General features: G+C 49.3%; 22 protein-coding genes. 11 read left to right on the forward strand and 11 right to left on the reverse strand.

Going from position 1 to position 25,766, the window contains the following annotated elements:
- The 11 genes from MVK60_RS00435 to MVK60_RS00485 all read left to right on the forward strand — a co-directional run.
- Nucleotides 1–705, forward strand: a 705-nt coding sequence (locus MVK60_RS00435) for a radical SAM protein (protein WP_297435324.1), incomplete at its 5' end; no start/stop codon positions are given.
- 117 nt (nucleotides 706–822) lie between these two features.
- Nucleotides 823–3,006, forward strand: coding sequence for a prenyltransferase/squalene oxidase repeat-containing protein (locus tag MVK60_RS00440; protein WP_297435363.1), 2,184 nt, complete (start codon nucleotides 823–825; stop codon nucleotides 3,004–3,006).
- A gap of 6 nt (nucleotides 3,007–3,012) precedes the next feature.
- Complete coding sequence (locus MVK60_RS00445; RefSeq protein WP_297435326.1) at nucleotides 3,013–4,179, forward strand: cell division protein FtsZ; 1,167 nt, start codon at nucleotides 3,013–3,015, stop codon at nucleotides 4,177–4,179.
- Nucleotides 4,172–4,801 (forward strand): hypothetical protein, encoded by a 630-nt coding sequence (locus MVK60_RS00450; RefSeq protein ID WP_297435329.1) that lies wholly within the window; start codon nucleotides 4,172–4,174, stop codon nucleotides 4,799–4,801. Before MVK60_RS00445 ends, MVK60_RS00450 begins: the two co-directional genes overlap by 8 nt.
- Before the next feature lie 36 nt (nucleotides 4,802–4,837).
- Nucleotides 4,838–5,497 carry a class III signal peptide-containing protein gene (locus MVK60_RS00455; RefSeq protein WP_297435365.1) on the forward strand — a complete coding sequence of 220 codons (660 nt, stop codon included), beginning with the start codon at nucleotides 4,838–4,840 and terminating at the stop codon, nucleotides 5,495–5,497.
- 1 nt (nucleotide 5,498) lies between these two features.
- Nucleotides 5,499–5,942 carry a hypothetical protein gene (locus MVK60_RS00460; RefSeq protein WP_297435331.1) on the forward strand — a complete coding sequence of 148 codons (444 nt, stop codon included), beginning with the start codon at nucleotides 5,499–5,501 and terminating at the stop codon, nucleotides 5,940–5,942.
- Nucleotides 5,902–6,396, forward strand: coding sequence for a hypothetical protein (locus MVK60_RS00465; protein WP_297435333.1), 495 nt, complete (start codon nucleotides 5,902–5,904; stop codon nucleotides 6,394–6,396). The genes MVK60_RS00460 and MVK60_RS00465 overlap by 41 nt, the downstream gene beginning before the upstream one ends.
- Nucleotides 6,393–7,787 (forward strand): hypothetical protein, encoded by a 1,395-nt coding sequence (locus MVK60_RS00470; protein WP_297435335.1) that lies wholly within the window; start codon nucleotides 6,393–6,395, stop codon nucleotides 7,785–7,787. Before MVK60_RS00465 ends, MVK60_RS00470 begins: the two co-directional genes overlap by 4 nt.
- Nucleotides 7,784–9,883, forward strand: a complete 2,100-nt coding sequence (locus MVK60_RS00475; RefSeq protein ID WP_297435337.1) for a hydrolase — start codon at nucleotides 7,784–7,786, stop codon at nucleotides 9,881–9,883. Before MVK60_RS00470 ends, MVK60_RS00475 begins: the two co-directional genes overlap by 4 nt.
- A gap of 17 nt (nucleotides 9,884–9,900) precedes the next feature.
- The gene (locus tag MVK60_RS00480; RefSeq protein ID WP_297435340.1) at nucleotides 9,901–13,110 is read left to right on the forward strand and encodes a DUF2341 domain-containing protein; all 3,210 of its coding nucleotides are present in this window, start codon (nucleotides 9,901–9,903) and stop codon (nucleotides 13,108–13,110) included.
- Between the two features lie 4 nt (nucleotides 13,111–13,114).
- Nucleotides 13,115–13,861, forward strand: coding sequence for a DUF2101 family protein (locus MVK60_RS00485; protein ID WP_297435342.1), 747 nt, complete (start codon nucleotides 13,115–13,117; stop codon nucleotides 13,859–13,861).
- Here the strand turns inward: MVK60_RS00485 and MVK60_RS00490 are convergent.
- The 11 genes from MVK60_RS00490 to MVK60_RS00540 all read right to left on the reverse strand — a co-directional run bounded on the left by MVK60_RS00490 (nucleotide 13,816) and on the right by MVK60_RS00540 (nucleotide 25,528).
- Nucleotides 13,816–14,091, reverse strand: a complete 276-nt coding sequence (locus MVK60_RS00490; RefSeq protein WP_297435344.1) for a TonB-dependent receptor — start codon at nucleotides 14,089–14,091, stop codon at nucleotides 13,816–13,818. The two genes, MVK60_RS00485 and MVK60_RS00490, sit on opposite strands and share 46 nt — an antisense overlap.
- A gap of 108 nt (nucleotides 14,092–14,199) precedes the next feature.
- Entirely contained in the window at nucleotides 14,200–14,766 is a 567-nt protein-coding gene (locus MVK60_RS00495) for a GMP synthase subunit A (RefSeq protein ID WP_297435346.1), read from the reverse strand.
- Between the two features lie 10 nt (nucleotides 14,767–14,776).
- The gene (guaA, locus tag MVK60_RS00500; RefSeq protein WP_297435367.1) at nucleotides 14,777–15,700 is read right to left on the reverse strand and encodes a glutamine-hydrolyzing GMP synthase; all 924 of its coding nucleotides are present in this window, start codon (nucleotides 15,698–15,700) and stop codon (nucleotides 14,777–14,779) included.
- Nucleotides 15,701–15,768: 68 nt separating this feature from the next.
- The gene (locus MVK60_RS00505; RefSeq protein ID WP_297435348.1) at nucleotides 15,769–16,764 is read right to left on the reverse strand and encodes a formate--phosphoribosylaminoimidazolecarboxamide ligase; all 996 of its coding nucleotides are present in this window, start codon (nucleotides 16,762–16,764) and stop codon (nucleotides 15,769–15,771) included.
- Complete coding sequence (purL, locus tag MVK60_RS00510) at nucleotides 16,761–18,902, reverse strand: phosphoribosylformylglycinamidine synthase subunit PurL (protein ID WP_297435350.1); 2,142 nt, start codon at nucleotides 18,900–18,902, stop codon at nucleotides 16,761–16,763. Before purL ends, MVK60_RS00505 begins: the two co-directional genes overlap by 4 nt.
- Nucleotides 18,903–18,987: 85 nt before the next feature.
- Nucleotides 18,988–19,776 carry a DUF4932 domain-containing protein gene (locus MVK60_RS00515; RefSeq protein ID WP_297435351.1) on the reverse strand — a complete coding sequence of 263 codons (789 nt, stop codon included), beginning with the start codon at nucleotides 19,774–19,776 and terminating at the stop codon, nucleotides 18,988–18,990.
- Between the two features lie 98 nt (nucleotides 19,777–19,874).
- Nucleotides 19,875–21,401: a hypothetical protein gene (locus tag MVK60_RS00520; protein ID WP_297435353.1), complete on the reverse strand. Its 1,527-nt coding sequence runs from the start codon at nucleotides 21,399–21,401 to the stop codon at nucleotides 19,875–19,877.
- 1 nt (nucleotide 21,402) lies between these two features.
- Nucleotides 21,403–22,122, reverse strand: a complete 720-nt coding sequence (locus tag MVK60_RS00525; RefSeq protein ID WP_297435355.1) for an ABC transporter permease — start codon at nucleotides 22,120–22,122, stop codon at nucleotides 21,403–21,405.
- A complete protein-coding gene (locus MVK60_RS00530; RefSeq protein WP_297435357.1) occupies nucleotides 22,112–23,050 on the reverse strand; it encodes an ABC transporter ATP-binding protein in 939 nt (312 codons plus the stop codon). The genes MVK60_RS00525 and MVK60_RS00530 overlap by 11 nt, the downstream gene beginning before the upstream one ends.
- Nucleotides 23,047–24,414 (reverse strand): radical SAM protein, encoded by a 1,368-nt coding sequence (locus MVK60_RS00535; RefSeq protein WP_297435359.1) that lies wholly within the window; start codon nucleotides 24,412–24,414, stop codon nucleotides 23,047–23,049. The genes MVK60_RS00530 and MVK60_RS00535 overlap by 4 nt, the downstream gene beginning before the upstream one ends.
- Nucleotides 24,398–25,528 carry a radical SAM protein gene (locus tag MVK60_RS00540; RefSeq protein WP_297435361.1) on the reverse strand — a complete coding sequence of 377 codons (1,131 nt, stop codon included), beginning with the start codon at nucleotides 25,526–25,528 and terminating at the stop codon, nucleotides 24,398–24,400. Before MVK60_RS00540 ends, MVK60_RS00535 begins: the two co-directional genes overlap by 17 nt.
- Nucleotides 25,529–25,766: the final 238 nt, after the last annotated feature.

Consider the following 25,766-nt stretch of genomic DNA (forward strand, 5'->3'; position numbering starts at 1 on the left):
TTCATCGTCGAGGAGAGCATAAAAGCCCAGAGAAAACTCCTCGTCGGCTACAAGGGAATGCCCGGCATAAACATGAAGAAGTTCGAGGAGGCATGGAACTCCAAGCACGCAGCCATAAGCCTATCCGGCGAGCCGATGCTCTACCCCTACATGGGCGACCTGGTGGAGGAATTCTACAAGCGCGGATTTACCACCTTCATTGTCACCAACGGAACCGTTCCCGAAAGGCTGGAGGAGATGAAGAAGGAAGACAAGCTGCCGAGCCAGCTCTACGTATCCCTCACCGCCCCGGACATCAAGACCTACAACCGGGTGAACGTCCCCATGATTCCGGACGGATGGGAGAAGATAAAGGAGACGCTGGGGCTCATGAACGACGCCCAGACTAGGACGGTGGTAAGGCTGACCCTCGTCAAGGGCGAGAACATGGCCAACCCCGAGGGCTACGCGAAGCTGATAAAGCTCGCCAACCCGATGTTCATTGAGGCAAAAGCCTACATGTTCGTTGGCTATTCGCGCAACAGGCTCACCATCAACAACATGCCGCGGCACGAGGAGATTAAGGCCTTCGCCGAGGAGCTGGTGAAGCACCTGCCCGGCTACCACATTGAGGATGAATACGAGCCGAGCAGGGTCGTGCTCATAATGCGCGACGACGTTGATCCCCACGGAACCGGAATCGGTGGCAGATTCATAAAGCACTGAGGCCTGTCCCTTTGTTTTATAAGTTTTATGAAAAAGTTTATTTATTCTAGGCTCTTAGAATCAGATTAGGGGTGCAAGACTATGAGAAAGGTTTTGGCTTTAATATTGACTCTCATTATGGTGATTCCAGTTGTAAGCGCCGGGACGATAGACGGATCCGTGAAGTTCCTGGGGAGCGCCGCAGGGAACACCCAGAAAACGAGGGAAATAAGCCTTGCGCTGATTGCCCTAAGCTCCGCCAGGCATGACACGGTGGTTTCTGTTGATAAACAAATAAACGAACTCGCGGAGAATCTGATAAAAACCCAGAACCCTGATGGGGGATGGGGGCTGTACCCTAGAGAGACAAGCAACGCCCTCGATACCGCCTACGCGGTGATCGCACTTAGGATGGCTTATCCATACGTTAATCCCCTAGACAGCGAGTCGATTCTGGAGGCCGTTCGGAGGGCAACGTCATATCTGATATCCTCCAAGAACAAGGACGGATGGGGCTACGTTCCAGGGACACCAACCTATTACTATCCCACCGTGGTCTCCCTGTGGGCCCTTGGTAAGAGTGGCTACTCGTACAACAGCCGAGTTGTCCGCAACGCCCTGAAGAGCCTGGGAAACCTAACCTGTGAGATCCCCGAGTACGAGGCGCTGGCCCTCAAGTTAATAGCTTATCACAGCCTCGGTTATCCAGTTGATGATAAGGCAATTGAAAACGTTAGGAACCTCCTTCTGCAGGGAGATAACCTGACGGTAAAGGAAAAGGCCATGTTGGCCTACGCCCTCGTGCTCTACGCCCCGATGGACTTTAACACGGCAAAAATTCTCCTGAACCTCGAGAACATGGCGAAGAAAGCAAACGATGGAGTTTACTGGGCCAACAAGCCCAGCCTATTCGGTTCCACCGACATAATAGCCAGCACCGCCTTTGCCACCCTGGCTCTCTCAGCGGCATACGTCACCCCCAAAGAGGAGACGGTAGCGAACCCGTACGAACTCCCGTGCAGAGCCCTGAGGGGGCTACAGAACTATGACGGCGGCTGGGGACTGTACCTTAACTCACCGTCAAATGAAAAGGCCACTTACTACGCACTGAAGGCTATCAACGAGTGTATCCCTCCGGCATCCATCGTGGAAAGGGCCCTGAACTGGACGGAGACGAAGTTCAAGGTGGATGAGGCTTCCCTTACCCCCGGTTCCGGAATGCCGGTCGGCTACTTCTTTGCACTTGAGACCCTTCTGGAACACGGCATGCTGAACGAGACTGAAAAAGCCCAGGCCATAAAGGCAATAAAGGAGGCTCAACTTGACAGCGGGCTCTGGGGGAACACCGTGATTGGTCCCCAGCCGTATCAGACCGCGCTGGCGCTGAAGGCACTCCTCGACCTGGGAGTGAGTCCCAATGACACGACCATACAAACCGCCAAGCGCTGGCTCCTCAACATAAGTAACGGGGGATGGGGAATCCATGTCCAGACCCCCCAATTCTCGTACATGCTTAAACCCGATGTCCTCACCACGATAACAGTTCTGGAGGCCCTTGATCCGATATCGACCCCCAAGGAGCTCAAGCCCCACATCCAGTGGCTCATCAACCAGAGAACGGATGGGGGGTGGGCCTACTGGAAGGAGTACTACGTGTGGGCGAAGAACATGACGTACCCCGGGATACCAAGCGTCGAGCTCACGGTGAGGGCCACGGATCTGCTGGCAAGGTACGGGTACAATTACACCAACGAAACCCTTAATCTCGTTATGAACGCCCGCGACAGCGGTTCAATAGACAACAAAACGATAGAAACCGCGTTCACGATCATGTACCTGTCCAGGTTCCAGTACGTTCCACCGGTTAACCTCAACAACGTGGAGAGCACGCTGAACAGCGCCATCATCGACGTTATAGCTCCAAGTATGGAGAAAGTTGACGTCGATGAGATCGAGGAGAACCTGGTCGCGCTGTTTGGGGACAGATTCGAGATCCCCAACTACACTCAGATCGGTGAGGAGAACTACATCGCCATCGGCGGCTTTGATGAATTCAACGTCAGACGGTACAACCCCTACGTGAGGTTCCACGTCTCAGATGACAGCATCACCGTCGGCAACGTTACCGTACCCAGAAAAGACGCCGTGGTGCTGATACCGGGAAAGACCGCCAATGGCGTCGTTCTCTTCGTGTTGAGCGACCCGATAAACTACGATATAGTAAAAGAGATATTCAGCACCGGCTTCATCCGGTACCTCCGCGGTAACGCCATGGTACTGCTGAGGGAGGGAAGCTACGTCAGAGTAATTGTCGTGGGGTGATACTCTGTGAAGGCTCTAATCATCGGGGTCGGCCAGTGTGGGACCAAGATAGCCGACCTCTTCTCCCTCGTCAATTTTGACGCCGTCGCGATCAACACGTCGAGGGGTGACCTGGATTACCTGAAACATATCCCCCCGGAGAGAAGAATACTGGTTGGTGAAGGAGTCACCGGGGGAAAGGGGGTCAACGCTAATCCCCTTCTCGGTAGGGAAGCCATGAAGCGGGACCTACCAACGGTGATGCGCAAGATAGGCTCCCTCATAGGGTACGAGGACGTCGACATATTCTTTCTGACCTTTGGCTTCGGCGGGGGAACCGGGGCCGGGGGCACCCCCCTCCTGGCGGAGGCCCTAAAGGATGAGTACCCCGACTCCCTTGTAGTTGCCGTCGGTGCCCTGCCCCTCAGAGAGGAGGGAATAAGGCCCACGATCAACGCGGCAATAACCATAAACAAGCTCTCGAAGATGGCCGACTCTATAATAGCGATCGACAACAACAAACTCAAAGAGGGGAACGAGGACATAAGCGGGGCATACGAGAAAATAAACTACACTATCGTAGAGAGGATAGCCTCCCTCCTAGCCCTCGTGGACGTGCCCGGCGAGCAGACCCTCGACGCGAGCGACCTGAAGTTCGTCCTCAAGGCCTTCGGGAGCTTCGCGACCGTCGGGTACGCCAAAGCAGACGCGGGGAAGATAAAGAACCTGTCAAGGCTGATACTTAAGTCCTTCGAGAACGAGGGGCTTTACTTGGACGCCAACATAGAATCCGCCCTTTACGGTTTGGTGGCCATACACGGGCCCCCCGAGGCCATGAAAGCCTCCGAGATATTTGAGGCACTTGACTACCTCACCAAGAGAATAAAAGGGAAGCAGATATTCAGGGGGTTCTATCCGGACCCAAGGGAAAGGGAGATAGAGATTGTTACGTTACTCAGCGGCATCTACGATAGCAAGAGCATAGAGGATATCGTTGTAACGGCCAAGCAATACGCACAGTCTTTCATAAAGGCCAGGGAGGAGGCTGAGGTAGAGCAGAAAAAACTCCTGAGTGGGCTTCCTGATTTCGATGACGTCTACCCCACAGAGGATGGCATGGAGGAGATATACGACGGGCCCTTTCCCGATGTTGAAAGGGCCACAAAAAAGCTGAGGGGGTCGAAGGATGGCTGAACCTGTAAAGGACTCCGTGGAGGCCGCATTAGATCTGGATGAAAAGGAGGTCTACTCCCACATTGCACACGAGAGTGCGGAGGATATAATCCGGATAATCTCTTCTTTGGACGCTGAAAGGGCGAAAGTCCACGGAGAGGTTATATACTACAGGGATGACTGGGACGATCTAATACGACAGAGAATAGCCAGGGGGAAACGGCACACCGCCTTTGACTTCTACAACCCCTCCCTCCTGGACATCTGGGAGGATAAGGTACACGAAGCAAAGCGCATAAAGAGAATCACAGGGGTGGCGTACGCGGTTTTGGCAACGATAATCGGGACCACAGCCCTAGCTTCAGTAATTACGGGTGAAGCATACATTATTCCGGGCATTGCACTCCTACCTCTGGCGGTTTTCGTGAGGGAATACTCCAAGGACAAACTCGACGTAATCTACTACGAACTGACGCAGTTCTTCATCGATGAGCTAAAAGCGATCATAGAAAAGCACGAGCTCAACCCAGAATCGTACAGATTTAAGCTCTTCAGCAGAGATTACTTCGGAGTTTCAACAAGGAAAAGCGGAGCGGGTATTTACGCGGTAATCGAAGCCAGAAACGGCAGGGGCAATGGTTAAATACACCATTATATATAATCCTTTCAGGTGAGAAAGATGTTGAAGCCCGTGAGGCGCGGTCAGATATCCCTGGAGTTCATGTTCGTGTTTGCCGTCATACTGATCCTGCTCACGTACTCCGTGAACAACGTCACGTTCAAAAACGGTGCAACGTCAGCCGAGACTCTACAGGTGCAGATAAGTCTGGAAGAGAAGAACCTCGCGAACGTAGTCTCAAATACGATAACCCAAGTCTACTCACAGGGGCCCGGGTCAAAGGCCACCTCGTACGTCAGACTCGTATACCTCAGAGATCCCACGTACCTGCAAAAAGCCCTCAAAGTTTCTAACCCCCAGATTTTTGTAACGTATGGAACCCTAGACGCCCAAGGGAACGGAACGTACGTTATGGTGATAAATGGGAGTGGAACAACTAACGTTGAGCTTACGGGAGGAAACAAGAACGCTTTCTGGAGCAGGGCACTTTACAACAGCAACACGCTCGTTAACTCATCCGTATGGACATCCAATTCGGGAACCACCGCAACGATCACCATAAACGGAACCTCCAAAACCGTGTATGGCCTGGTAATCCCGACTCAGGGGCTCCCGGGGGAGCTCAAGGTCGTCGTGGAGTGGAACCCGGATAAACCCGAGAGCTGGCTCTTTAACGGAACCGCCGGCGAGATAATGATAAACATCAACCCCGGTGGGTGAGATGAAGAGGGGACAGATCAGCCTAGATTTCCTGTTTGCGGTTACCTTGATAGCCCTCACAATGGTTAACCTAGTCTACGTTGCGAACAGCGAGAGAAGCCACGCAGAGACGTTTGACACCGCCACAAAACTTAAGATCTTCTCAGTGGACGTAAGGGATTCCCTGACTAAGGTTTACGCAGCAGGCAACGGATTCACGCTGAGGAAAGGAGCCCCATTCACACTTCAGGGCGGTGATTACATCAACATCACCCTCTCCCCCGCGGACAACCTGATAAACGTGACCGCCATGATTGGCGGAGAGACGTACAGGGTAGTCCAGAAGAGCCCGGTTCCCATACTGGGGGAATCCTCGGTGAAGCTGACCCCTGAGAACCCGGAATTCTACATAACCGCGCAGTACAATGAAACGGAGGGGAGGCTGTACGTCAAGGTATCATCGTAGGGCCCAGACCTCCATTGAGGCGCTATTCATAACGGCGATACTGCTAACGGGGATACTCATCGCAATCCCTCCCTACTTAAACGAGAACCGCATGACTTCAGCGGTTGTCTACGTCAGAAACTCCGCGTCAAACGCGTGCGCATATCTCAACACCGGCGTTGTGGTGAACGGTTCCGAGTACACACCGGTTAACAGGATAATAGAAGCGGACAACTACACGTACGGTGGATTTCAGGTCTCAGGCATCTCCTCCATAGAAAGCGCTGACAGGATAACTGTAAACGTGAGGATAGTCTACACGGGTTCAGAGTTACCAGGGAGAAGCATTCAGGGTAACATAACCGCCTTCATAAAGAACGACCTCGTATCCAGTACCAACGTCAATGTAGATAACGGGAAGCTCTACCTAAACGGGAAGGAGCTGGAGATAAACGTTAGTGTGGTGAGAAGATGAGGAGGGGACAACTTTTCTCGCTGGACGCCCTGCTGTCACTCGTCATGGTCATCGTTATACTCGGGGCTATAACAAACGCATCCGACACCGTAAAAGGCGAGATAACCTCAATGGTTGGATGGTATGAGCGGGCCAACATAGCGGACAACATGCTCGACATTCTGACGAAGAACCCAGGGGAGCCCGCGAACTGGACCGCGATCCCCTCCACGGTTAAGGTTCTGGGTTTAAGAAGCAACGATTACCCGTACGCACTGAGCCTTAAAAAGATAGAGGCCCTGAAAAACGCCCCGGACGTAACCCCAATAATAAAAAGCTTAATGAAAACCGCGGAGAATAAGGACTTCAAGCTGGATGTCTACGTAACAAGAACCCAATTCACAATATCAGGAAGTTTCCCCAAAGAGATATACATCGACCTCAGCAGCGGGGAGAACAAGAACATCCAGATAGGGGAAGGTGCCACTGGCAACAACCCCTTTGCGGCCGAGAACGTAACGTTGAACGGGGCGACCCTCCCAAAGAGCAACAAACCATACGACCTTTCAGCGGGGGACCTGCTCGCGTTCTACACGCTCGTGGATATAACGGTCCACGACACGGCGAGCAACGAGGAGTACCCCATAGGCGCGGGCTCTTACGTGGAGGTATACGTGATATCCGCAGGCTCGAATTTCCAGGTAACCTGGAACGATGTGGGCCTTCACATCACAGGGCAGGGGCAGGTGAGGATCATCATAAAGGGGTACAGCGACAGCAGGATACACGTGGAGGCCAGCGTTGTATATCCTGAAAACTCCTCGACACCGTATTACAGCCTTACTGTAATAAACGGCAGTGAAGTGACCGATACAAGCATTATAAAGGCCTCGCAGGACAGATCCCCATGGATAGAGCACATAGAAAGGAGAATGCCGCTGGAGGTCTTGAAGTACAGCAACAACCTCACCGTTCCGAAATCAAGCACCCCCGTTGAGTGGATATCCGGTCAGCTAAAGCTCAACGTCCCCAGCTACGCGTATCTAACGATCAACGTCCCGGTCAGGGCTTCCGGCAACCTGACCCTGGCCATAAGGGATGGAAACCTGTTAAAGGGCGTGCTTGTGGAGAAGACTTCCGCAGACTCAAACCTTCAGGCGGTGGTTGCCACGTCAGACAACGTCCAGCCCCCCAGGTTTTACTCCGGCAACATCACCACGATCAAGATACCGTGGAGCGCCATATTCAGCGAGTTCAACCCGGACATGGGGACAAAGACCGTGAGTGTATTGGTGCAGGGGAACACGTTTAACGGAGGAGCGGTAATGGTAGATGAAGGGCATATAATCGCCCTGATGGGACCTGGGTTCGAGAGGGCGGTATTAAAACTATGGGTGTGGGATGACTCATGAGGAGAAGAGGCTTTGTATTCACCCTCGATGCCATGCTGGCCCTTGTACTGGTCATGATATTCCTCACAAGTGTGATCGCCGTTGAGGGGAACAGCGGCCGTGTTTACTCCACCTACGCCCGCACCCAGGATAAGTACACCGCTGAGAATGTCCTAAGCGTACTCAGAACCACACCACTAGACAACCTCGTTCCAGCGGATGTCATTTCAGGATGGATAAAGAACGGAACCCTGAACACTACCTTGGTGACCCCCGCAATGTCACCCCTTGATATAGCGGCAACCTACTGGGCAACGGGCCCGATATACAACGCGTCAAGGCTCAGGCACGACGCCGAGGTTATACTGGGGTACATACTCAACACGACCCTCAGAGGGTACGACTACGAGCTCCTTATAAACAACTACACCAGTCCGTACCTGAGACGGCTGGGCTCCAACTATTCCAAAGCACCTGAGGTATCCCCCGCAACCCTTGTGATGAGCGGCTACGCTTACAACCAAACGCCGAGGGGGTATATGGCAAGGGCGTACCTGACAAAGCTGGGAAGCAAGGAGAACATTTACGTTGTAAGGGGCGGTTACATATACGCCAAAACTGATTATTCAAGCCAAGCGGTGGTTATAAAATATGTAGTCCCGGCCGATGCCATTCCTCCAGACGCCTCAGTGGAGCACATAACCTGGTTCCTGGAACCCGCATGGGTTGGCTCGGAGTATGATATATACCTGAACGGACAGGAGATATGGAGCGGAAACGTAAACAACAACCTCAAAGTCAGCGATTACCAAAGCGTAGAGAACAAGTTAATGGCAAACTTCCACCCAGGGGAGAGAAACGTGTTTGAGGTGAGGGTTTACAAAAGGGGGTACGACGGTGGCGAGGATGGCGCCCAGTATATAAAGATAAAGTACCGCACGTCCGTCCCCTCAACCCTAAAATTCCCGAAGGAATTCCACTTTGAAGATGTAAGCGCGAACTACGGAATCGAACTCTGGAAATATCTGTTTGTCCCGGGTAAATTAAACTCGCTGAACATCCAGATAGCGGTTGGAAACGTCAGTGAGAACACCCCCGTGGCCCTCTCGTTCATGTTTGATAAGAAGATCCAGATACCTCCCACCAGCTGCACCTACGACAGCACAGATTACATAAAAACCTGTCACTGGAGCAATTCAACCATATCCTCTACACTGCACAACGCGGGCTACAACTACACCCAGATCTCAAGCCGATACACAACAATAGTCGTGGATGCTGGAGGGAAAAACACGTACTACAACCCCCGCATACATGTAATCGGGAAAGATTCATATGTTAAAGCCGATTACGATGTTGGGCTCGTTCTGACACCGTACACCATAGACATAACCGAACCGATAAATCTTCCATACAGCGACTGGACCAGGGACGTAACCATCAACTTTAACGTTCCTCCAGGAGTTATCCCTCTGTGGGTAAGATTCCAGTTCCCATGGCTCTACTACACCAATTATGGGGAGCCTTCACAGGTGATAACAGTCGATAACAGCAAGATTCAAGCCACGGATATATATAGACATCCTCCCAACCCGTTCATATACGCTCTAGCTAGGGTGGGTTACACGGCTAACACCTTTGATTACCAGTACAAAAGCCTTCCAAACGCGATAGCAAATGGAGAGAACACCCTGCGCATCTCCCTGGGCAACGGTTACCAGCTGCAACCCAAAAACGGGGACGGTGCACTTACCTACATTATCCAGGCCTACGCCGGATACGGCAACGTCTTTCCGAAGTACATCCGCGATGGCTGTAAGGGGTACAACATCACCTACTACTGGCAGGGTGACTCGAATCCCCACCATATACTCGCCGGGGACGAACCGTACTGCGATGTGACTGCCCAAGACCTGCTGGACGGCAGAAGCACCTACGCGGTGGATGATGCTATAATACGCCTGTTCCACAACCTCGGAGGGACCGGGACCCAGACCCAGCCATTGCTTGTGGAGCTCCCATCAACGGTCACCATTGACTTCGCTTCGATGGGCAACATCCCAGGCCTCTTCCAGCCGATACAGATAACCCTCAGGGTATGGAGGGACCAGAGATGAGGAGAAGGGGTTTCTTGATGAACTCCACTGTAATACTCCTGCTCATACCGCTACTCCTGCTCCTAGCCACCTACGAGGACGCTTCATCCCAGATAATAAACTCCCAGAGCGAGAGAACGCAGGTTGAGAGGACGTTTGACGTGGTATCATACGTAGCGCTGGATTTTCAAAAGGCAATGGAGCTCTCGGGGAAACGGGCCATCGTGGCGGTCGTCGATTACGTGGCCACGACCGGGAACTTCATTGACCCGAACTACATGGCCAACAACACGATAAGGGACTTAGTCCTGAGGGGAACCACATACAGTCCCGTGGGCAACAGCCCCGACGTTCAGAGAATAATGAGGAACCAGGATTTAAAGAGCTGGATATCAAACTTGGCAACCCTGCTCAGGAAACAGGGATACACCATCGAACCAAGCCCCTCCCAAATAGCGAGCAGCATCGAACTAAAGGTGTCCCCGCTGGATGCGTTTCACGTTGTGATCAGGGGAAGGATACCCAACGTCACAATACGTGACCTCTCCGGAAAGGTTGTCTATACGGGACCAATTCCACGCAGGGGGTACATCTACTCAATAATAAGCATCCAAGACCTCGAAGACCCTATGTACTCAGCCATGACCGGGGGCAGGTACCACCGCTCGGTGAGGGCGTGTAACTACGCATTCCCTGCTTTCACACCCCCGTTCACCGCGGCCAACGGTTCGGGCTCAGGGAATTCCACGGTGGTACCGGGTCTCTTCGGGAGCGACCTTCAGTACAACGCAACGACCATCTGGGGCCCAACGGAAGGGTATATAACCAACCTGACGATCGACGGTTCACCGGTTACCACGGATAAAGTGGTGCTGAAGAACGGGGATATGGGTGTGATAGCTTTCAACGCCACCTCAACCGGCGTTTCATGGTGCGATGCATCGATGGAGCACAAAGTCGACGTGAGCCTGCCCCCCAGCGCCCCTCTGAACTCCCTTGTACTTCTCGTCTTTGACACGGCGAGCGTCTCATCATCCTTCGGAAGCGCCGCCCACGATGGAAACAGAGCGTCCATCGCAATCTACCCGAAGGGCTCCTGCGTGCCCGCCCCTTACTGGATAGAGTACTGGGGAAGCAACAAGATACTGATATGGCTGAACACCACCTCAACAAGAGACTACACAATATATTACTCCATAGACCCCTCCCTTGAGAGCTCCGGCAACATCGGGATATTTCCCTATCACGCACAGGACATCAGCCTGACTGCCGGCTCCAAGAAATCATCCCCGCTATGGACCAACGTGAACTGGAGCTCATTCTTCGTGAGGTACAGCATGACTGCCAGTAGTGGCGCTTCGGACTTCGATGCGGGGATTGGTATTAACTGGAACTCCACATCCAGCGCGGATTATCTGGTGGTGACCGCTTCATACCCTGTGAAGGTGAACGACGTTCAGATACCTATCTACCTCAACAGTACCGTTGCATCGGAGATCCTCCACGATGCCACCACAAACAAGGCCGAGATAGGTGTGTACTCCGACCCCCAGTTCAAGAACCCCGTCCCCTTCTGGATTGAGTACTGGAATGATAAGGGTGCCCTGATATGGATAAAGGGCAACCTGCCGGGGACGTACTACATCAAATACAACACGGGAACCATGACGCGGGGGGATGGGAACGAGGTATTTTTGTTCTTCGACGACTTCTCCTACCTGAACCCGGGGATGAGCGGTTCAACCATAGCCCAGCTCCTCAGGGAACACGGATGGAACGTTGGAGGAAGTTCAAAGTACTTGTCTGCGGGTGAGGGGATATTGAAGTTAAGGGGAGATAAAAATTATTATACCCCTGATATTTGGCTCTGGACGAAGAAGACGTTTCCCTACTACAGGTATGTTGTTGGCATGGATGTCTACATTAAAAATCAGCCGTTCTGGATGTGGTACTTAGATTCAACCAACTGGGCATGGATGGAGCACGTGATAGGTAATTACGGATATCTTGGTGATTTCAACATTCAGACAGGCGAACACGATGACAAACTCGATACAGGTGGGAGATACAAGAAAAACAGCTGGACCCACGTCGAGATAGCAGTTGAAGACTGGTATGACTGGTTGGGCTACCATTACGCTGATTTCATCACCTACCAGAACACGACAGGGCCATTCACGGGTACGTGGAGCGGAAACACGAAGGAGGTGAGTTATTACTCCGGTTACCATGCAGAAATTAACACCGCCATAGGCCTCGGCCAGTTCTACAAGGGTCCGAGCCAGTACAAGTTCATCTACGTCAGGAAGTACCTCGACCCCTACTATCTCTCAACCACCGTTAAGAACGTTGGAAACATAAACGTGGTGCAATCGGCTCAGTTCGTGGACGACAACCCCGGGCACCCGGACCTGACGGAGAGCGGTAACGACTGGCTGGTGATCCTCAAGGACTGGAAGGCGATCAAGTGGAGCACCCAGAGCACGGGGTACAAGAACGTCCCCAACCGTTATGAGGTGGACGTCGTTAAGGGGGCAGGCGGGCTGGAGCTAACCTTTACACACTCCCCCAACCTAACGGCCCAAAGCACAACGGAGACCACCCTAACAGGAGTGTCTCCCCCCGAATTTGATGTCCTCACCGTCATAGACAATACCCAGAGCAACAACGCTCAGTTCAGCTGGATAGTGGCGGCACCTTACCCATACTCCAGCTATTCCGGCGCAGAGATAGGGGTGTCCACTCCCCAGACAAAACCATCCTCCGCGGGTGCAGTGGCACGCGCCTACGACCTCCAGCCGTTCATCAACTGCCTTCAAGACAACCGCTACTTCGCAATATCAGGAGGGTGGTCATTCTTCGAGCGCTTGGAGGGCAGCAACCAGAACCATGATGCATATGTTGCTCTGGCACACTCAATGCAGGATGCCCTCGGTTACAAGTACGGAAGCAGTTACTACCCCATCGGCCTCGTCAGCTTCATGATACCCAACGCGAATTACGACGAGAAGCTCCTCAACCTGTTTAACACCCTGGGCATCACCCTAGACGATGAGAGCAGCGCCGACTACTACTTCCTGTCCCACTACTTCAAAGATGCCCCAAAAATCCAGGGATACCAGGTCTGGGGGATATCCTACGGCACCTACTCTGGAGGGGACCTTTCAACAGTACCCTTCTACATAGATAGAGAGACGGCAGAGGAAATATTTGGTACCTACGGGTCGAACGACCTAATAGAGAGGTGAAATAATGTCCATTGAAGACGCTCTATACAGTGTAGGGGAGTCGGTGGATTCCTGCGGCCGATGGCTCCGGCAGTTCATCTTCCCACGGCCCTCAAAAGAGCCTCCCTCCTTCAAACATTTAAGAAGGCTGATAAAACGGGATCTGACGGTCCATGAATTTTTGAGCCTGACGCTCCAACTTGCTTTCATCTTTTATCTGGTCGTGAACCTGATACTCTTACTTCTGCGGCTGGATGTACTGTGGATCCTCCTCACGGCCCCACCGTATTTTCTGTACATAAGGTACATAATAGTGAGGAACAGAGAATTTTTCCTTGAACCGGAACCGTATAGGATGTTCTACTACTGGATCTTCGGGATCTCATTCGCATCATTTGCAGGGTATGCGATGATGCGCATTGTGGCAACGACGGTGTACTACTACATGGGCTATCTGGCGGTTATACTCGGGGTTATCCTCATGTTCAGGCACTACTTCAGATCCCGGTACGGACGTGAGTGGACCTATGGAACCGTGGAGGAGGTAAAGGGCGACGCCGCAAGGGTCTTCGTACACGATGACCTAGCTGCTAACGTCAAGCCCGGTTACTACTGGGTCGATGCCGTTCCAGAGGCCAAACCAGGAAGGGTGGTTAAGCTCCTGATAGAAAACCGGGCCATCAAAGGTGCGGTACCGGTGAGGATCCTTGAAGTATACCTAGGAGGTCAGTCCTCCCAGACGGAGACAGAGCCAAATGACGCAGCAGATTGAAGGATGAGGAGGTATAGTGAGTGACACGGCTCAACGAGGTTCGTCTTAACGAATCCTCCCCCGATTCTCTTCAGTCTAAGGGGCTCCACTGGGTAACATTTTGGTTTTATCAAAACTGAGTCTCCTTTATCGTGGAACTCCATCCCCAATCCCCAGCAGACCCGGCTTAAAAAGGCCTTGAACTCCACCCACCTCTCGATGCGGCACCTGTAGTACACCGTGTATCCCAAAGTATCACCTACAAAAGTAAGTTAAGGACTTTAAAAAGTTTTTTATTTTGCAATCTAGCTGGGTAATCCCAATGGGTGACCTCTGAAAGGGATAAGAAAAGAGGAACATTAGGGTTCCCCGCAGAGCTCCGCGAAGTTGCGGTAAACATCTGAACCCCTCTCCGTGTGGAAGACCTCAGGATGAAACTGCACGCCGTAGATAGGAAGGCTCTCGTGTTTCATGGCCTCAACGGGACAGGTCTCGCTCCTAGCCAAAAGCCTGAAGCCCTCCGGAAGCTCTTTCACCTCATCCATGTGGCTCTCCCAGACCTTGAGCCTCTTCGGAAGCCCGCGGAAAATCCCGTTTTCTTCCAATATCTCCACCTCAACGAGGCTGTACTCGGCTTTTTCTCCCCTACCGACCTTTCCGCCGAAGTATCTCGCTATGAGCTGGTGGCCGAGGCAGATACCGAGGATTGGGACGTTGAACTCATCGTAATGCTCCAGGATGGCGGAGCAGTTGCCGGTCTTCTCGATGTCCGGGCCGCCTGAGAAGATTATGCCCTTCGGATTCATGGCCATTATCTCCTCAAGCGGCGTCGTGTTTGGGATTATCTTGGCCTCGACGCCGATGTAGCGGAGCGTCCTCCAAATCCTGTGAACGTATTGACCTCCATTGTCCATAATCAGGATCATATCAATCACCTCACTCGAACTCTATGGTCGCGGGCGGCTTGTTGGTGATGTCGTAGAGCACCCTTCCAACCTCGGGTATCTCGCCTGTAATACGGAACGCTATCCTCCGGAGAACCTCGAAGGGGACGTTCATCGCGTTGGCTGTCATGCCGTCGAGGCTCTCAACGATGCGGACAGCGATTGTTTCCTTGTAGGCCCTTATGTCGCCCTGAACGCCGACGGTCTTCACCCCCAGCAGAACCGCGAAGGCCTGCCACGGTCTTAAACCGGCCTTCTCGATCTCTTCCTCAACTATGGCGTTCGCCTCCCTAACAATGGCGACCTTCTCCGGCGTAACCTCACCGAGGACGCGGACGGCAAGGCCAGGCCCCGGGAAGGGCATTCTGTTGTATATCTTCTCCGGCAGGCCAAGTTCTTTTGCCAGCCCCCTGACTTCGTCCTTGTAGAGGTCTCTGAGGGGCTCGATGAGCTTGAGGTTGAGCCTCTCGGGCAAACCACCGACGTTGTGGTGGCTCTTTATCTTGCCCTTGCTCTCGATCCAGTCCGGGGCTATCGTTCCCTGAATGAGGAAGTCCGCGTTGATTTCCTTCGCTACTTCTTCAAACACCTCGATGAAGACCCTGCCGATTATCTTCCTCTTCTCCTCCGGGTCTGTGACGCCCTTGAGGGCATTGAAAAAGCGCTCGCCCGCATCTATGTAGTGCAGGTTGAGACCGAACTCGTCCCTGAAGGTTTTGACAACAAATTCAGGTTCGCCCTTCCTCATGAAGCCGGTGTTGACAAAGACCGCGTGGAGCTTATCGCCTATCGCTTTGTGGGCGAGTATCGCGGCAGTTGAGCTGTCAACGCCACCGCTGAGCGCTATTATCGCCCTACCATCGCCGACCGTTTCCCTAATCTCCTCGACCTTCTCTTTAATGAACCCCTCCCACATGGACACCACCTTTTTGCCTACATGCGAGTGCTAATTTATAAACCTACCCGGGCGGGAATTAAACAGGTTCACGTCAAAATCTCGTCGAGCCTTTCCTCGTCCTCGGCCTGCCTCAGCTCCATGGCGATTCTCCTTCCCGTGCTGACGGGCTTATCGTAGCGGAGCCAGCTGTAGGGGGAGCCGTGGACGAAGGGGTTCGTTCCAGCGACTATCCTGGCAGAAATCTCGAAGACGACGAACTCAAGCTCCTCGGTGAAGACCCCCTCAAGGCAAAACGGCCCCCAGAGACCGCCCATGAGCTCCTCCGCCGCTTCCACAACCCGCTCTCCTGCTTCGAGGACGTCCATCAGCAGGCTCTCCCTCAGGACGAGCGGGATGTTGCCTATCACCGTGTAGTTGGTGTTGGGTTCAAGGGAAAGCTGTTCTTTGGCTGGAATCCTTCCTATTGCATCTACATTGCTCTCGTAACGCCGGTCTATGCTCATCAGCTCCAGCTCGCGGTTGAGCTTTGAGTAGAAGTAGTGGGGGTAAACCGGAACGCCGAGGACGTACTCCTGAATCTGAATCCCTGCCAGGTCCTCCTTGTCATTAATGCCGAGCCTCTCGGCTTTCTTCCAGAAGTCCCCGGGACCCTTAGCCAAAAAGTAGCCCCTCCCACCCTTCGCCCCGTGGGGCTTGACTATGACCGGCCCGTCTATGTCGTCTGGATCCTCGTAAACCCTCGGGAGGCGAAGCTTCGCCTTCTCAAGCCACCTCCTCTCCAGTGAGCGGTCGCTCTCCCACTTCAGGATCTCTTTGTTGCCGTAGTAGGGGACGCGCATCTTCTCGACAAGCTCAATGCCAAGGTGGGCCACGAAGGAACCGGTGGGAATAACGACGGCATCCAGTTCAAGGAGCTTTTCCTCAGGATAGCTTCCCTCAATGAAGTAGTCCGCCACAGGAAAGTACCTCGTGTAGAGGGGCTTAACCCTGGCCTTTCCAAAGGCAACCGTCTCAAAACCCTCGTCCTTGGCGCCCTTCAAAATCTGAAGGGCAGAGTGGGAGGCATACGTTGAAACCCTCATCCCTCTCCACCTAAAAGCCTTGGTAGGGATTTGTGAACCGCTTCAAGCTCCGACACGGGCTTCCTGAGAAGCTCCTTCCCGTTCCAGAGGAAGACCGCGTCTTTTCCTCCCGCCTTTCCGATGACCGTGAAGTGTTTGAAGAGTGCTTTAAGCTCGTCAAGGGTCTCCTCCCAGAAGGCAACTATGTAGCGCCCGTGGCTTTCGCTGAAAGCTATTTCCACCGGGTTAGAGATTTCAGCGAGAACCTTTGAGAGGTCAACCATGAAGCCTGCTCTCCCTGCCACGGCCATTTCCGATAAAGCTACCACTAGTCCACCCCTGCTAACGTCATGAACCGCTCTGACGAGGCCTTTCCGTATAGCCCTCAGAATCCCCTCGGCGCTGGCCCTTTCATCTACAAGGTTCACGCGCGGGGCAAAGCCACCTTCGACGCCGAGCCTTGAGAACAGCTCCGAACCACCGAGTTCGGCCTTCGTTATCCCAACGATGCCTATGAACAGTCCATCGCCCAGCCCCATCTCCGGGATTTCCTCAAGCTTGGCCTTCCCGAGGCCTGCAACCACAGGAGTAGGCTTTATCGGCCTTCCTGCAACCTCGTTGTAGAAGCTGACGTTCCCGCTGACGTACGCCAAACCAAAGGCCTTGGCACCCTCAGCCAGCCCATTAATCGTCTCAGCGAAGCTCCAGTAGACCTCGGGCCTCTCGGGCGAGGCGAAGTTGAGGTTGTCCACCAAAGCGAGGGGCTCAGCCCCGACACTCACGAGGTTTCTAACGACTTCAGCAACGGCCCCCATAGCGCCATGGTAGGGGTTAAGATAGCTGTGGTTCGGGTTACCATCGGCAACGAAAGCCAAACCGTACTCGTCGTTGAGCTTGAGCACCGCGGAATCCCTTCCAGGTTTGAGGACGGTCCTCCCCTGAACCTCATGGTCGTAGCTTTCCCAGACCCAGCGCTTGCTTACGATGTTCGGACTGCCCCAGACGAGGTCGAAGGCCTCGCTGAATGAAACATCGGGAGTTTCAACCGATCTCTCGGCGCTGTAGGGCCTCATCTTCCACTCTATCGTGGGAACGTGCGCCAGGAGTTCAACCGGAAGGTCGGCGACCTTCTCACCCTTCCAGTAGACGATGAACCTCGGCTCCTCGATGACTTCGCCGACGACTGCCCATTCGAGGCCGTATTTTTCGAATATCCCTCCTAAGGCACTAACGTCCTCGGGCTTAACCGCGAAGAGCATCCGCTCCTGGCTCTCCGAAATCATGATTTCCGTTGGAGTCATCCCCGGTTCGCGTAGTGGAACCTTATCGACGTGGATTATGGCTCCAAATCTCCTCTTGCCTGCGATTTCCGATGCCGCACATGTTAAACCGCCACCGCCCAGATCCTTTAGGGCCCTTACCCTGCCGGTGTAAACGGCCCCAAGAGTAGCTTCAATGAGTAATTTCTCGGTGAAGGAGTCGGGAATCTGAACCGCCGAGCGATCTTCCTCCTCCGCCTTCTCGCCCAGCTCTTCGCTCGCGAATGTAACTCCATGAATCCCGTCCCTTCCGGTTCTGTTGCCGACTAGGACGAGCTTCAGACCGGCTTCAGTTACGTAGCTGTGGACGAGGTGTTCCGGCCTCATTATTCCGACGCAGGCAACGTTAACGAGCGTGTAGTTATCCAAGCTCTCATCGAACTCCGTTTCGCCCCCAACGGTCGGAACCCCTATCCTGTTGCCGTAGTCGGCTATGCTCTTGACGACGTACTCGAAGAGGTATCTGTTTCTCTCCTTCTCCAGTGGCCCGAAGCGTATCAGGTCGAGGAGCGCTATCGGCCTCGCACCCATGCACAGTATGTCCCTCACTATTCCGCCGACGCCTGTGGCGGCACCGCCGTAGGGTTCCACAGCGGAAGGATGGTTGTGGCTCTCGATTCCAACGACTATCCATGTTTTGTCGTCGAATTTCACTATCCCAGCATCTTCGCCAGGGCCCAAGATTACGTGCTCGTTTTTTGTTGGTAAAAGCTTTAACCAGGGCCTGCTCGATTTATAGGAGGCATGCTCGCTCCACATCACCTCAAGCATGGCCCATTCAACTTCGTTCGGCTCCCTTCCAAGCTTTTCCCTAATGATTTTCTCCTCGTGAGGGAACATGAGAATCACCTCTCCTATTATCAGAAATATGTAAAAATTTAAAGTTTTTAAGGTTTATTTTGACAGAAAAATGTTAAACAGAAGATTATCCGAAGGCGACGACTCTTTTAAGACTCGTTATGTAGACGAAATAATGATAGTTCAGCAGGTTTTCATTCCCACCTCTGGAGGGCTTCCTTTTGAACACGTCAGGTGATCCTGCTATTAACAGGACGTACCCTTCGCCCGCAGGGTTATTCAGAGCTTCGACGATGAAAACCCCATTGGAATGTTTAACCCCGTTGAGAACGACAGAGTTACCTCTAATCTCCACGTATCTGTTGAGCCTACTAACAACGGGAGAGCTTAGCGGTGCAATGACAATCAGATTGCCACTTCCAGGCCCCTCCGTGAACGTCACCTCAAATCCGCCCTTCTCAAGCATATTAACGTAGCTTTTAACGTAGGAGCTCTCCGAGAGGTTTGGGGAATACACCTTAACACCCTTCGTTTTAAACGCCACAAAGGCCATTCTTATAGTCGGCTCCAATGAAACGTTCCTCCAGAAGCCCTCTCTATACCAGATATCAATGAGTCTTGCGAGTTCTGGCATGAAGCTCTCGAAGGTAGGGTATTTGCCCCTGTTTGGAAGGTAATCTGTGAGATATGCTTGATATATCCTCCCCACAAGGTAGAAACCGATGCTCTCCTGGTTCTCTATGAACCTCTCGGCGCTTTGATTACCCTGAGTTTCGAGTATGTAGTAGGCCTCGAAAGCCCTAACAAAGGTTTCATTTGTCAGCATAACTTTCTCTGAATCTAACTTCACATTCTTAGTGATAAAATCCTGTCGGAATAATTTTGAGATATTGTTAATATCAACAATTTTGGACATAAAACTCCAAAGACTTTAAATTATCATCAATAACACAATAATTTATTGAGATCAAACACCACGGAAAGTAGAAAAATGAAGAGAACCATATAAGCCCGTTACACTATAGTTATAATGATTCCGAGTAGGGAAAGGATGTTTGAGGGCTCGTGAGGATTTTTTGACATCTCATTCAATATACTAAGAATGTGTTTTAGGATATTCTTCTTAATTTGTTCAGATTCTTTAGTCTCTTCGAGCTTGAACAGGAATTCTTTTTTGCAGGTTTTGATGTTTTTGATAAACTCACTATAATTTCCATTGCTCAGAGGATACAATAGCTTGCTTTCAACATATTTCAGCATGTCATACACTGCGTCAGTTCTTTCACCAATTTTGGTTTTTTTATGAAGCATGCTTGAGAGTTTGGGGTGAATACTCTTACAAAGCTCTGTTAATGTCTCTTTGTTGAAGATGTATTCTGAAATTTCGAAAAGCAGACAGACTTTATTATGGATGTGGAGGTTCATTTGTTTCATCTGATTTCTGAGTATTATGTGATATTTTTTCAGAAGGACAATATTTTTATTAAACGCCTCATAATCCTGCTTTAATATTGACAGTATGCTACTGTATACATAGTAAATCAGGTTGTCCAGTGGTGTTATGTATATACCTTTAGAATCAATATATCTGTTAAAATAGTGTTCAGCTGTGTCATAATCTCCTGTAAGCATTGAAATAACGCCCAAAGTAATGTTTGAGACTACTGGTCTGTGCCTCCATTCGTTCTTCTCTAATATCCCTAAAGCCATTTTTAATGTCGTAATCGACTCATCAAAGAGTCCTTTTCTCATATATATCAGAGACTTCGTATAGAGGACATATGCAAATTCAATCTCTTCAAGTTGGGTAGCATTTTTACAAAGTGCTTCGGCTTTTCCCAAGAATTTCCAAGCTGTATTAAGGTCTTGCTTCACTCTAAGCATGTAATAAGAATATGTCCTATAAAATCTCATGCCTAGGTATCCCTTATATTTTTGTGCTAATTTTTCGGCAATTTTTATGAATTCATCACAATCCATATAGATTTGAGCATCTGCTAATGTTTCTATATATTTAGATATCGCTCTGAGTTTTTCTTTCTCATTATTTAATTGAAAGCATATATCAATGGCGTCTTTGCAGAGAGCAACTGCATCTGTTAATAAGCCCAAACTAACTAATCTGGTTGCTAAAACTTCCAAGTATAATACTTTTTGTGGAGTGTTTTCTAATGTATAAATTAGTTCCTTTATGGAAAATGCCCATTTTTTGGCTTTTTCTGGGTCAACTGCTGAGAGATATGCTAGTTTTGCAAACCCTGCGAGAATGTTCTCAGGGTCTAGCTCCAGACACAGCTCTACCAATCCCAAATACTCCTCAGAAATCATACTGATTTGTGTTGGCTCCTCAGCTATTAGATTGAACAGAAAACGAGAAACTTTCTCCGCAATTCTCTTTTTTGTGATATCCTTTTCGTTTTTGGCATCCCTCAAAATATTTTTCAGGTCTTTCACACTTTTTAATATTGTTGATTTGGAGTTGGATTCCAACGAAGATTCAAATCTGGACAAATAAGCTTCGATATTTTTGCTTGCTGTCACTTCATACACCCCAGCTCAGTTTTTTTGAGATCAAAGCTATTGAAATACCACAGTAAATCAAAATACCCACGAGGTACGTTAAATAGTCAGAACCATTTAGAAGTGCATTTCTTAGGATTTCTGCTGTGTAAGTGGTAGGTATTAACAGGGCTATCTTTTGGAAAAGAGGAGGTAATTTGGCTAAGGGATAATACACTGGAGGAAGCAGAATTAATGCAGTTGAAAGTATCATCGTTACAGCATCAACATGCACTAAGTTCTTTATATACAATGAGACAGAGAATGCTATTAAGCTGAATTGTATCCAAGTAAGCAGTATTAGAAGCATGACTAAGGCAAAGGACTGGAAAGTCAGCGGAAGCTTATAGAACATTAATGCAATAAATATGAACGTTGCAGGAAGAGCGCCAATGAATCTTGAAAGTGATAAGCCGAGCATATACTCTAAAGGAGTGACTGGAGAGGCTACAAAGATATCTTGAAACCCGATGAGTTTTAGTATGACAACTAAACGTGCAACGCTGAGGCTGGTATGGACTACTGTGGCCACTATAGCTCCAATAAGCCCATACAAAAGAGCTTTTTCACCCCCCAGGAAATATAGAATTAAGGTAATTCCTATGGGCGTCAATAGTTGGGCAAATATCCATAGCGGAGAACGGAATAATGATGTCAGATTTAAATATGCAACCGAGATTACGGCCTTAAACTTATTTTTCATAGTTTCCCCCTCCGGTGTTAATCCTGCCGCTGAGTACAAAATAATCTTCCAAGTCTGTTGGTGATACCGATATGCTAATTTCGGAACTGTTTAAACTGATTTCCTCAACTATATTTTCCAATATATCACGATTTTTAGCATATATGATCATTTTATCCCCCATCTCCATGATCAGGGTATTTTCTCGGGACGCAATTCTTTCATAACTGGGAGAGTTTAAATCAAGAATTAGCTTGTACTTATAGGGCAGGTTTTCTTTTAGAGTATTTGTTTGTCCAAGTGCCGTGAGAGTTCCTTCCTGCAGAATTCCCACAGTACTAGCTAGCATCTCAGCTTCTAGACCAAGGTTCGTCGTGATGAAGAAGAACGATTCATTTTTGAGCTGTAGCAGTAGTTTCCAAGTATTTCTTCGAGAATATGGATCCAATCCAAGGGTAGGTTCATCTAGAAACGTTAAAGATGCTTCAGCGGCTACTGCTGCTGATATTAGAACCCTACGTTTTGTTCCCCCGGAAAGAATCATACAGGGTTTATCCTTGTACTTCCACAGATCAAACTCCTTGAGAACCGTAATTGTCCTTTGCTTTGCCTCTTTAAAGCTCCATCCTCTCGCTATCAAGAGCCAGTACACAAACTCCCAAGGAGTGGCTTCACTTAATGGCCTGCCTTCTTGTGGTAAAATAGCTATTTCCTTTCTGATTTTTTCTGGGAACTCATAGAGGTCGTATCCTAAAACTTCTACATATCCCTTAGCAGGTCTCAGTTGGGTAGAGAGCACTTTAACTAAGGTTGTTTTTCCGGCACCATTTGGGCCCATCAAACAAAAGATATTGTCTTTTGAAGCTACTTCAAGAGAAACGTTCTTCAATGCCTTTGTTCCATTGGGATATATTACACTTACATTTCTAACTATAATTACTGACTTCATGTATATCCTCCCCATGAATTCTTTATCAGTGATGTCATGGGTCTAAACAATTCTTCAAATTCTTCCGCCAGTTCTTCCAGCTTTTTCATTGATAAACATGAATAGTCATCCTTTGAGAATACTGTTCCATGAAGCTCAAACGCATTTGCCAGACAGCCACCTCCACATATCTTGACGTATTTACATGTCCTGCACTCTGGGATATCCCTAACTTTTCTTTTCATTATCGGAGTTTTTGTTTTGCTCTTATACCAAATGTTGGGCAGGGCCTCCTCACGTATATTTCCAAATTTTGCTTCTTGACATTCTAAACCTGCCAATGTTGGGCAAAAATACACATCTCCATTTGGTCTTACTGCACATTGGTTAAATGCATAACCACATGGATGGTCATCTAAGTTATATGGAGAAATATTCCTGAGCATTGAAGGTCTAAAGAAGTTGCTAACTTCTATTGCAATGTTTGATTTGCCATTAATTATCGCATCTTGGATATATCTCTTTACCAGGGGTTTGAGAACATTCAGCGCATGCTCCCATGGAACGTACAGTTCATCCCTCCACTCTTTATATCTACCTGCAGATCTTAGGGGACCAATTGTCCATCCGATGATGTTATCATTTTTCGTAATCCACTTATACATACCACTAAGCTCTTTCAGATTATAGGGTGTTATGACAGTATTTATTCTAACTCTTATGCCAACTTCTGAGAGTATCTTTATCGAATTCAGTGTTCTATCAAAGGTTCCCTTACCTCTTAGAGCTTCGTGGGTCTTTTTATTGTGCCCGTCTAAGCTTATTGTTATGGATCCAATCCCAATTTTTTTGAGTTTTGATGCTGTATCATAAGTAATTAATGTCCCGTTGCTGAACACAGTCGGCACATAAAGTCCGAGCTTTCTTGCGTGAGTTATTACGGATATTGTTTTTTCAGGCACAGTTAATATCTCTCCTCCAGACAGTTGTATATAGTGTGTCCCACACTCTGTGACAGCATTATTTAATATTTGTAAATATTTGTCTAAAGTTAGTTCTTGGGATATCTTTTTAGGAGTGTTAAGGTTTGAAGCATAACAATGCTTACATCGAAGATTACATCTTCCTGTGATCTCTAAATATAGCATTCTCAACTGAGGACTTCTGTATTTCCTGATAGGAACAGTTTTTTGTTTAATGTTATTCCTGAATATTTCTATAAATCCATTAATTTTATACAATTTCTGAAGGTCGATACTTTGTCTATTTTCAATTATCTCAATGGGTACACTGTAAATTCTACCTGTTTCTTTGTCAAATAGCCTGCATTCGTTCGTTTCTTCATTGTAGTATATCATTAATTGTTCTTCACTCCCGGAGGGCATCTAAAAACACCCCTTTAGTTTTTTGGGGCAGTATGGGTAATATGTGTTCAAAGAATGTTTTAACGTTCTCACAGCTAGTTGGATCTCTTCCGTAGGGATCCGTGAGGTATCTGATGGCATTTGCTCGGCATCCTCCCCCACAAATCGGCAAATACCTACAGGAGACACATTCCTTTAAGTCTCTCACCTTGACAGTATAAGGCAATTTAGTGCTCATGGCTCTTTTTATCATCTCTTGTAGCTTAGAAGTCCTAACGTTGCCGAGCTTCGAGTATTCTGGGAATACTGAAAGAGGTTGGCATGAATGGACATCTCCATCAGGCTTTATATATAACGAGTATGGCAGGTGAGATAAACAGGGACTATCCCCAGGGTGTAATCCTTTTATCTTTCTTACTCTTAGTAGTCTATCATCGTAGAACTCAGATATAAACAGATTATTTATCTTTCTCTCACTCAGATGCATCTTAATAAGCTTTTTTATTACTGTTAGACACTCCTCAAAATCTGGTTCGAATTTGGGGTAATATTGTATAAACCGTCCAGTTCTTACTGGGATGTTTATGGACCATTCATTGACATTCTTGTAATTAGAAAGAAATCTGTACATATCAATTAGTTCACTTAGACTCTGCCTCAGTAACACAGTGCTTATTCCAATTTTGAATCCGTATTCATCAAGTAGGGATAACGCGTGAAGCGTTTTTTTAAGCGTTCCCCTACCGCGGAGTAGTTCGTGTGACTTTTCTGATATGCCATCTAGACTCAATGTAATTCCCTTTACATGGTAATTCTTTAGATTCTCAAGGATTACCTCATTGAGGAGTGTTCCATTTGTTATAATAGTTCTCACGGCAATGTTAGAATCTTCCAGTAATTCCAGTATTTCAAACAAATCTTTCCTGACAAATGGTTCACCTCCAGAGATTGTTATATCTTGCATCCCAAGTGCATCCATTTCAGAGATTAAACGTTTTATTTCTTCAAGTCTCAGCTCGGACTTTATTCTTTCTGGAGAGTTCCATTCTGCGTTGGCACAGTGTTTACAGTAGAGGTTGCATCTCCCAGTAACCTCAAATGTACATCTAGAAAAAGATAAGAAGCTAAAAGCCATGATATCACCTCAAGCAGTAACATCCTGCTGCTGCCAGTTCAACAGACATTTCCAACATAGAATCTCGACTTCCTCTACTATCTCCTCCTTTTTTTCTGGTTCCATCTTCTTCACCTCCATCCAGGTTCTTGCGTTTAATTCTTCGCTGAAACAATCCATAAGTTTTACTGCAACCGATTTATAAACAACTGAAATTCATTTATAAATGAAGTGAAACCATCCACAAGCAAAAAAAAGC

It is taken from the genome of Thermococcus sp. (assembly GCF_026988555.1).
GTDB lineage: Archaea > Methanobacteriota_B > Thermococci > Thermococcales > Thermococcaceae > Thermococcus.

What these genes read in the sequence shown, in the direction of transcription:
- MVK60_RS00440 (WP_297435363.1), top strand. Translation starts at nt 823, where the DNA reads ATGGTGATTCCAGTTGTAAGCGCCGGGACGATAGACGGATCCGTGAAG.
- MVK60_RS00450 (WP_297435329.1), top strand. Translation starts at nt 4,172, where the DNA reads ATGGCTGAACCTGTAAAGGACTCCGTGGAGGCCGCATTAGATCTGGAT.
- MVK60_RS00455 (WP_297435365.1), top strand. Translation starts at nt 4,838, where the DNA reads ATGTTGAAGCCCGTGAGGCGCGGTCAGATATCCCTGGAGTTCATGTTC.
- MVK60_RS00460 (WP_297435331.1), top strand. Translation starts at nt 5,499, where the DNA reads ATGAAGAGGGGACAGATCAGCCTAGATTTCCTGTTTGCGGTTACCTTG.
- MVK60_RS00465 (WP_297435333.1), top strand. Translation starts at nt 5,902, where the DNA reads ATGAAACGGAGGGGAGGCTGTACGTCAAGGTATCATCGTAGGGCCCAG.
- MVK60_RS00470 (WP_297435335.1), top strand. Translation starts at nt 6,393, where the DNA reads ATGAGGAGGGGACAACTTTTCTCGCTGGACGCCCTGCTGTCACTCGTC.
- MVK60_RS00475 (WP_297435337.1), top strand. Translation starts at nt 7,784, where the DNA reads ATGAGGAGAAGAGGCTTTGTATTCACCCTCGATGCCATGCTGGCCCTT.
- MVK60_RS00480 (WP_297435340.1), top strand. Translation starts at nt 9,901, where the DNA reads ATGAACTCCACTGTAATACTCCTGCTCATACCGCTACTCCTGCTCCTA.
- MVK60_RS00485 (WP_297435342.1), top strand. Translation starts at nt 13,115, where the DNA reads ATGTCCATTGAAGACGCTCTATACAGTGTAGGGGAGTCGGTGGATTCC.
- MVK60_RS00495 (WP_297435346.1), bottom strand. Translation starts at nt 14,766, where the DNA reads ATGATCCTGATTATGGACAATGGAGGTCAATACGTTCACAGGATTTGG.
- guaA (WP_297435367.1), bottom strand. Translation starts at nt 15,700, where the DNA reads ATGTGGGAGGGGTTCATTAAAGAGAAGGTCGAGGAGATTAGGGAAACG.
- MVK60_RS00505 (WP_297435348.1), bottom strand. Translation starts at nt 16,764, where the DNA reads ATGAGGGTTTCAACGTATGCCTCCCACTCTGCCCTTCAGATTTTGAAG.
- purL (WP_297435350.1), bottom strand. Translation starts at nt 18,902, where the DNA reads ATGTTCCCTCACGAGGAGAAAATCATTAGGGAAAAGCTTGGAAGGGAG.
- MVK60_RS00515 (WP_297435351.1), bottom strand. Translation starts at nt 19,776, where the DNA reads ATGTCCAAAATTGTTGATATTAACAATATCTCAAAATTATTCCGACAG.
- MVK60_RS00525 (WP_297435355.1), bottom strand. Translation starts at nt 22,122, where the DNA reads ATGAAAAATAAGTTTAAGGCCGTAATCTCGGTTGCATATTTAAATCTG.
- MVK60_RS00530 (WP_297435357.1), bottom strand. Translation starts at nt 23,050, where the DNA reads ATGAAGTCAGTAATTATAGTTAGAAATGTAAGTGTAATATATCCCAAT.
- MVK60_RS00535 (WP_297435359.1), bottom strand. Translation starts at nt 24,414, where the DNA reads ATGCCCTCCGGGAGTGAAGAACAATTAATGATATACTACAATGAAGAA.
- MVK60_RS00540 (WP_297435361.1), bottom strand. Translation starts at nt 25,528, where the DNA reads ATGGCTTTTAGCTTCTTATCTTTTTCTAGATGTACATTTGAGGTTACT.